Origin of the sequence: Okeania sp. SIO3I5 (genome assembly GCF_010672085.1) — a bacterium.
GTDB lineage: Bacteria > Cyanobacteriota > Cyanobacteriia > Cyanobacteriales > Microcoleaceae > Trichodesmium.
This window is the reverse complement of sequence record NZ_JAAHHT010000336.1, coordinates 1-7,999: the sequence shown is the minus strand read 5'-3', so window position 1 is coordinate 7,999 and position 7,999 is coordinate 1. Positions and strand designations below refer to the sequence as shown.

The following is a 7,999-nucleotide window of genomic DNA, read 5'->3' as shown; positions in this document are numbered from 1 at the left end:
GATAAAACTTTCTAGCATCTTTTAACTTTTTCTCTGATTTTTTTAACCAATCAATAGCAGATTTTAGTTTTCCTCCTAACTGCTTAATGTGATTCTGACGACACTCTTTGGCAGACTCTACCTGGCCCAAGGCGAATGCAATTACACCATTAGCGTGTCTTTTATTGATTTGATAGGCTTTTTGTAAATATGTATTCCAGTTAGACTTATTAAACAAGCTGCCAGATAATAGATTCTGAACTGTTTCACATACTGCCTTGCGTTGAATTGGGGAGTATGCTACCAAGAATGCCTGAAATTTGGTCATCCCTAAAGGATTTAATTCATCTAATGGTTCTGGTAATGCTTGACAATATGTTATTGTGGCCATTTATTCTCACCCTAACTTTTTTGATTATAAAATTAAAAAGAACGAAAATCACAAGTTTATGTAAGAAATTGCGGGAAAACAACAAGTTTTTCCAGCTTTTTTGTTACCTAGCAAATGCCCCTTCTTTTCTCAGCACGACTATTTTCCGTAATGCTCTGTAGGATATTAAATATTTTGCTTTGAGAATGGTTGAAACAACAAAACATCAGTAGTTAGCCAACTTCTGCTTCCTAATCTCCCTTCCCGGTTCTTACTTATTTCTAAATTCAAAAATCTACTCCACGTTTTAATTCCACCCCATGATTAGCATAATGCTTATGACAGAAAACTTCTGAATGAACGCTAGCCAAATCAAAATAGTCAGGAGGATTAAGACAACGACCAGTAATAATCACCTCCGTATCCTTTGGTTTCCGTAACAAAGCTTCAACTATTGGCTTGACTGGCAATAACTCTAAATCTACAGTAGGATTAAGCTCATCTAAAATAATAGTCTTATATAAACCAGACGCTATAGCAGCTCTAGCTATTTCCCAACCTCTTTCTGCTTCAACAAAATCTATTTCTTTTTGTTGCCCACGCCAAACAATAGCATCCCCACCACAACGTTGATGGTCTACTAAATTAGGATAACTTTGGCGTAAAGCGGCGATCGCTGCATCTTCTGTATAACCAATACCTCCTTTGAGCCATTGTACAATTAGGACTCCATGAGACTGGTCTTGACTAATACCCCGACCAATTGCTTGTAATGCTTTACCTAAAGCACTGGTAGATTTGCCTTTGCCAGCACCAGTATAAATTTCAATCCCTGTTATTCCAGCAGCTCTAGCTGTGGGATGTTGATGGGGTTTCATTTCTGAATGTAAGTCAGCAATATCTAACAAAGCTTGGGGAGCTGCACGACCTGTAGCGATAATTTCTAATTGTTCTGGTTTATTTTTGATAGTATCGATTATTTCATCTACTGGTAATAAACCTAAGTCCAAGACCGGGTTTAGTTCATCTAATACTACTACTGAGTATAGGTCGGAGGCGATCGCTCCTTTGGCCACATCCCAACCGCGTTGTGCTTCTTGATGGTCAAATTTAATAATTTCATCGGGGCCAAAATATTCAGCTCGACCTGTGCGTACTTGGTCTACAAGATGGGGAAAGGCTTTTTGTAAGGCTTCTATAGCAGCATCTTCGTCATAGGAGCGGTCAGGACCTTTGAGAAATCTGAGTAGTAATACTCTGGTAGGAGAGTCGGAATGTATGCCAAGGCCAATGGAACGTAAGACTACTCCTAGAGCGGCTTGGGATTTGCCTTTACTTGCTCCGTCGTAAACATGAATTTGCCCGACTATTCTTTCTGAGATGAGTTGTGCGGTGCGTATGCCAATGCCGTTTCTTCTCATAGGTGGTTTTTTGGAGTTGGTGATTTTTGATTTTGGTTATCTAATTTAGAATATAGCGTTTCTCAGAATGATGATGGAATTTTCTCTTCCTTATATGGATAGATTAATAGTTGTTTCATTTGCTGAAGCTCCCGCGCTGGATGCTGAAAATTTTTCTCTTTCCCATACTTGATAGAGTAATAGTCGTTTCATTTGTGGAAGCTCCCGCGCCGGATGCTGAAAATTTTTCTCTTTCCCATACTTGATAGATTAATAGTCGTTTCATTTGCTGAAGCTCCCGGAGGTGGATGATGAAAATTTTTCTCTTTGTATTGCCGAGAGAGCAAGAGTCGTTTCATTTACTAAAGCTCCTGGAGGTGGATGATGAAAATTTTTCTCTTTGTATTTGCTGAAGCTATCGGAGGTGGCGGATGAAAATTTTTCTCTTTGTATTGCCGAGAGAGCAAGAGTCGTTTCATTTACTAAAGCTCCCGGAGGTGGATGATGAAAATTTTTCTCTTTCCCATACTTGATAGATTAATAGTCGTTTCATTTACTAAAGCTCCCGGAGGTGGATGATGAAAATTTTTTCTTTGTATTGCCGAGAGAGCAAGAGTCGTTTCATTTACTAAAGCTCCTGGAGGTGGATGATGAAAATTTTCTCTTTGTATTTACTAAAGCTCCCGGAGGTGGATGATGAAAATTTTTTCTTTGTATTGCCTGGAGATTAATAGTCGTTTCATTAAACTCAACCATCTGTTGCAGCAGGAAGTGCCTAGAAACCAACAAACTCGTTTCGATGGTTGAGTGTGTCAAGCACTACCTACCTATTATTCTGCTGGTAAGTATAAAAGTGAGTAATAAAATATTTAAAGGGTTTACTTGTTCGGCGCCTAAGTTGGTCTGTCGGTAAACGGGTATTGCGTTCTCAAGTGCATCTGCTGGTCTAGTCTCTGTTGTACCTATTGCTCTATAGGCATTAAACGCTACACTTGTATTTACAAATTGTGGGAGAGAATTTTCTATTCGACTCTCAAACTCAAATGATAAAAAGTTACTGTCTGTAGTGGTATTAGCATAGCAAAAGGTTGGCTCGCCCTCGCTGAGTGGTACATCAAATTCGTTACCTTCCCGTCGGAAAAGAATAGGTTGACTTGCTAAATCATCTATCTCAACCTGATTAGCTGTAAAAATATGTTGCAGTCTTCTAAAGTTCCAGAAGCTCTCTAAATTTTGAGAACTACTGCTAAAGCTGCCACCTCCAGCGCCAGTTCCAAGATTACCACTAACTTGCTGGACAGTTAATATATAATCTGTAGAGGCTTGTCCTCCATCAGGAATATTAGCACTACGATCGCCAGGTGTTACTCTGACCAAATAATCTCCAGCAGAAAGACTTTGGTTGATTACTCCGTTATTTGCTGCTTCGGCTTTTGCTGAATCTATCGGATTTAGACCTCTGTCATATAGCTCTAATTTAGCGTTGTCCATGATAGGGTCTAGTGTAACTCTAACTTGACTGTTGTTCGATACCTCAAACTTGAACCAATCATCTGTATCACTACGACCAACAAAGCCATCAACTGATGGTTTATCAGAGACTTTACCAATAGAAACTGCAGTAGTAGACAAATCATTACTGACATCTTCTGAGCTAACTTCTAACAAATGATGCCCAGGACCGCCTCTCACTACAGCAGTATAGTCTATATCTGTTTCTACCGGATTGTAAACAACTTGTTCAATAGAACCATAATTCGCAAAACCTCGAGAAGGAAATGGTAAGTTTGGTGCATTTCCTTTCAACCTTAGTCCAACGTTAGGAATATTGCCACCCTCCCTAGAGCGAATTGGAAATACTGTCACCCGTAAAGGTTGCTCTGGTTCAATTTTTGATGATGGTATTGCTGTCTCTTGTGTTCCACTCTGGAGTAAGATATTACCTACTCGTCTAAAACCACTCATTGTTTCTACCTCTTTATTTTAAAAGTGAAAATATTTGGCATTAATTATAGTGGCAAATCCAGTTATCAAAGACAGGTTTTTCAAATTCCTCTCTAACCTTTATACCTAAATTTCTCAGCTGCCCTTAGAAAGCTATGCTTTGTAAGGGCAGCATCTTCCTTAATATAAAACTTGATAAAAAGAGTCAAGTATGTATTGTGGAGCGATCGCTAATTATATTATTATATAAAATGTCCATTCCTCAATTGAGAGATAACCCAAATTATTACTCTCAGAAAAAATATTTGGTCAATACCAAGGACAAGTTTCCTGAGTATAAGCTGATTGATTCTCAGTTTTTGCAGGATTGCATTAAAAGAGTAAAGCTGGCTTTTGATAGACTGCGAGGTACTGATAACTGATAACTGAAATGACTCCTAACCACCACGAAAATATTACAATTTAAAAAGGATTGCTATATGAATTTAACTATTTTGCCTTTAAAGGCGATTATTTCTGACTTTTTAATATTATTAGTAGTAATTGCCATCGAATCATGTTTTTTTCAACTAAGACTTAATTTGATACCAAAAGTTAGTGTTGAATATGCAACTGTAATGAATTTAATTTCTACTTGTGTAGGATGGATTTTCTTTTTCTATACTGTAAGTCTACTGCCAAATATGTTGGAAAAACAAATGGTTGCTTATATTTTATTTGGTCAGATTGGCACAATTAATCCTCTGTTTATACTTTTTATATTTGTTGGTTTTTTGATTTCTCTAATTGTCAAGTTAGTGGGTTTTAATTTGTGTGATTCTTTATGGAATAAAAAGTCTAAAAATAATGCTGCTAATATTAATATATCTCAAGTATTGGGAGAGTTAAGAACGCCAAAGTTTATGGTGATTACGGTGGCTCACATTTGTAGTAATTTAGCAATAGGGTTGATTTTATTTTTGCAGAGGTCTGAATTAAGATGAAAGAAATTTGGAAAAGTTTGACTGATTTGTTTTTGTTTGTGGTTATTATTGGTATTCTGAAGGATACACTCAATTTTATTTTGCCATCTAAGTTTTGGCATTGGAAGACATTTTTATTATTGAGTATAGTTTTATTGTTACTGTCAATGATTATTAGTGAAGTTGATAGTAACAGGGAGGAGGCAATTAATTTTATTTCTAGTTTGAGTTGGTTATCTTTAACAATTGCTGTGGGATGGCGGACTAATCAAAAACCTTTTGTTTTTGGTGAAGTAAGTTTGTCTCCTTGGATGACAGGGGGATTAATTTGCTTTCTTTTATATGCAAATTTAGCAAGTAATATTCAGTATGTGGCTCTTGTTAGTTGGCCGATAATTTCTGTCTGTATAGCAGTAATAATTTTAGTCTTAAATTCTTCTGAAACAGCAACAGAAGCTAAGGTTCCTCAATTATCAAAGCCAAGTTTTGTAATTTTAATTTTGGTGAATTTTTTGGTTAGTTGTTGGTTGGGATTATATTTTATGATTCAGGGTATGGTACAACAATATCCAACAATGGGAGAGGATAATTTAAGTCAAAGTACGTTTGTTTATCGATTAATAACGCCTTCAATAAATGATTATCGAGGCGCAAAAATTTTGAACTTAATGCAGGAAAGGTTAAACAATGATTTGGGTAGTCAAAAGTTGGGGTTGTCAGTACCTAAGATGAAGTTGAGATTGGAAAATATTAAAGATGAAGTGACTAAGGAAATATCTGTAGTTAAAGAGGATGATTTATGGAAGTTACAAACACCAATTGTTGCTAACCAGTCTGGATATCAGTTGGAGTTACAATTATTTTGGAAAGGACCTACGGCAAAAGATGAAAGTTATTATCTGAGTAAAAGTTGTAAAATAGGGGAGAAAGTTCGGCGAAGAAGTTCTGGTTCTACTCCACAAAATGAAGCGGTACCAATTCTAGTTGGTAATGTTGAATGTGGTGCTGTAGAAAAGAAACCTGTTAAACCAGAAATTCAACAAGAAAATATGAAAAAGATTTAAAAATTTGAAATAGAAAAAATTGAGATGGGGGAGTCATTTCAGTTATCAGTTAACAGTTATCAGTTATCAGTATTTTTGGCTGTTTGTGCAGCATGACCTAGGAAAGCATCCGCATTGAAATACTTAAGTTTATTCTTTTCATTCCCTAAAATGGGAAGGCTTGAAACCTTATTTTTTTGTCAGAAAATATTTTATGAATGTAGGTAGAATTATTAAAATTGCTAAGAATGTATTTTGGGAAGCAATTCGCGATCGGATTCTTTATCTAATTGTTTTTTTTGCTTTATTAATGGTAGTTGCTGTGAGGTTAATTCCAGAATTATCTATAGGCACAGAGGATAAAATAATTTTAGATTTGGGGTTAGCAACTATTGGTATTTTAGGTTTAATTGTGACGGTTTTTATTGGTACTGGTTTGGTGAATAAAGAAATTGAAAAACGCACTGTTTATGTTTTGCTTGCTAAACCTTTGAGTCGTTCAGAATTAATTGTTGGGAAACATATTGGTTTATCGGCAGTTTTGGTTGTTTTATTGGCAGCGATGACTCTAATATATGGATTGATTCTTAGTTTAAGTGGAATTTATTATCCTATAGTTAGCATTTTAGTAACTGTAATATTTATATTTATTCAGTTGTCTTTACTGACGGCAGTAGCAATTCTATTTGGTGTATTTACCAGCTCTTTATTGGCGACATTATTTACATTTGGCATCTATTTAATGGGTAATTTAAGTAGAGATTTGGTGAAGTTGGGCGATTTAAGTGATAACCCTGGAATTAAAAAGTTAATGATGGGATTATATGTTGTATTGCCAGATTTAAGTAGATTAGATTTGAAGAATGATGCAGTCTATGGTTTACTGCCAAGTATGGCTACTTTAGTTACTAATTTTGGTTATGCTCTGCTCTATATAATGTTGGTTTTATCCATTACTATCGCTATCTTTGCTAGGAAAGAATTTTGAAAAGTTAAAATTCATGCATTAAGAACTGAAAATTCAAAATTCAAAAGTCAAGAGTCAAGAGTAATAATTTTAAGAAAGGGCGATTTAAGTGATAACCCTGGAATTAAAAAATTAATGATGGGATTATATGTTGTATTGCCAGATTTAAGTAGATTAGATTTGAAAAATGATGCAGTCTATGGTTTACTGCCAAGTATGGCTACTTTAGTTACTAATTTTGGTTATGCTCTGCTCTATATAATGTTGGTTTTATCCATTACTATCGCTATCTTTGCTAGGAAAGAATTTTGAAAAGTTAAAATTCATGCATTAAGAACTGAAAATTCAAAATTCAAAAGTCAAGAGCAATAATTTTAAGAAAGGAAATTATTTAAGAGTATACTGAGTAATATCTGTTTTGATGGGGAGTAGTAAATGCGATGACTTTATAATCAGATTTGATGTTAGACCTAATTATTTTGATATAGCACTACGCATTAAGGTTAGGACATTTGTAAATCCTGTTTGCGGAGCATTTCCCTATACGAAAAACCCTTTGACAATTTACTATTCCCTCACAGGAGTGCGCGTTCCCTCTCTTGGTCAGCATTCCCTCACAGGAGTGCGCATTCCCTCTCTTGGTCGGCGTTCCCTTGCGCCTGTCGGCGACGCGGGGTCCGACCGCTTGCGCCTAGCCTCTTGCAGAGGAGCTTTGCTTTTTCTTATAGGGAATGCTCCGCAAACATGTCGCGCAGCTTTACGGCGACGCGGGGTCGCACCGCTATTCCCTATTCCCTATTCCCTATTCCCTATTCCCGTTTCGCGTAGCGCTATAACAATTTTCTAGTATGAGTGAGGTACAAAATTCGTATAGTAGTAAACAAGTAACTATGGCAATCCGCGCTTATGTTGTGAAAAATAAAAAAGTAAATAAAAAACCGAAACTGCCACCAGTTAAGTGTTCCTTAAAAGCAATGAAATTTTGTACAAAACTCAAATAAGATTGCTATCTTAACGAGTTTACCTTCTGAAAATTCCAGGGGTGTAGTAACCAATATCCTTACATATTTAGGATTACCCTTTTTATTTTATTAGGGTGGTTATTAAGATAATTTAAATTATAATTAGGGTTTGCTAAAAAAGTCTATTGGTGATGATAGGAAATAGGTTGGGAGGCAATATGCAATAGTTGCAGGTGTTAATTTTTATACGTTTTTACAATTTTTGTGAGGAAAAATCAAGAGTTTTAGAGGGTATCTATAAATAAAAAATTAAACCTTGATGTAGGGTGGGTTAGGCAGCAATAATCTCACAAAATAAAATAATATTTATCT

At 35.8% G+C, this 7,999-nt stretch carries 7 protein-coding genes and 1 pseudogene; 5 read left to right on the top strand and 3 right to left on the bottom strand.

Going from position 1 to position 7,999, the window contains the following annotated elements; genetic code table 11:
* The 3 genes and pseudogenes from F6K40_RS37000 to F6K40_RS36990 form a co-directional block, all read right to left on the bottom strand.
* Positions 1-370: pseudogene (locus F6K40_RS37000) on the bottom strand (hypothetical protein); the annotation flags it as partial.
* A 266-nt stretch (positions 371-636) separates the two neighbouring features.
* Positions 637-1,770 carry a cob(I)yrinic acid a,c-diamide adenosyltransferase gene (locus tag F6K40_RS36995; protein WP_293144221.1) on the bottom strand — a complete coding sequence of 378 codons (1,134 nt, stop codon included), beginning with the start codon at positions 1,768-1,770 and terminating at the stop codon, positions 637-639.
* A 798-nt stretch (positions 1,771-2,568) separates the two neighbouring features.
* Positions 2,569-3,714 (bottom strand): PPC domain-containing protein, encoded by a 1,146-nt coding sequence (locus F6K40_RS36990; protein WP_293144218.1) that lies wholly within the window; start codon positions 3,712-3,714, stop codon positions 2,569-2,571.
* Between the two features lie 458 nt (positions 3,715-4,172).
* On the opposite strand from F6K40_RS36990, the gene fraC reads away from it, so the two are divergent.
* From fraC to F6K40_RS36960, 5 genes are all read left to right on the top strand, one after another.
* Positions 4,173-4,676 carry a filament integrity protein FraC gene (gene fraC, locus F6K40_RS36980; RefSeq protein WP_293144216.1) on the top strand — a complete coding sequence of 168 codons (504 nt, stop codon included), beginning with the start codon at positions 4,173-4,175 and terminating at the stop codon, positions 4,674-4,676.
* A complete protein-coding gene (locus tag F6K40_RS36975; protein WP_293144214.1) occupies positions 4,673-5,719 on the top strand; it encodes a DUF5357 family protein in 1,047 nt (348 codons plus the stop codon). Before fraC ends, F6K40_RS36975 begins: the two co-directional genes overlap by 4 nt.
* 193 nt (positions 5,720-5,912) lie before the next feature.
* Positions 5,913-6,686 (top strand): ABC transporter permease, encoded by a 774-nt coding sequence (locus F6K40_RS36970; protein WP_293144212.1) that lies wholly within the window; start codon positions 5,913-5,915, stop codon positions 6,684-6,686.
* A 114-nt stretch (positions 6,687-6,800) separates the two neighbouring features.
* Positions 6,801-6,977: a hypothetical protein gene (locus F6K40_RS36965; protein WP_293144210.1), complete on the top strand. Its 177-nt coding sequence runs from the start codon at positions 6,801-6,803 to the stop codon at positions 6,975-6,977.
* A 536-nt stretch (positions 6,978-7,513) separates the two neighbouring features.
* Positions 7,514-7,666, top strand: coding sequence for a hypothetical protein (locus F6K40_RS36960; protein WP_293144208.1), 153 nt, complete (start codon positions 7,514-7,516; stop codon positions 7,664-7,666).
* Positions 7,667-7,999 lie beyond the last annotated feature (333 nt).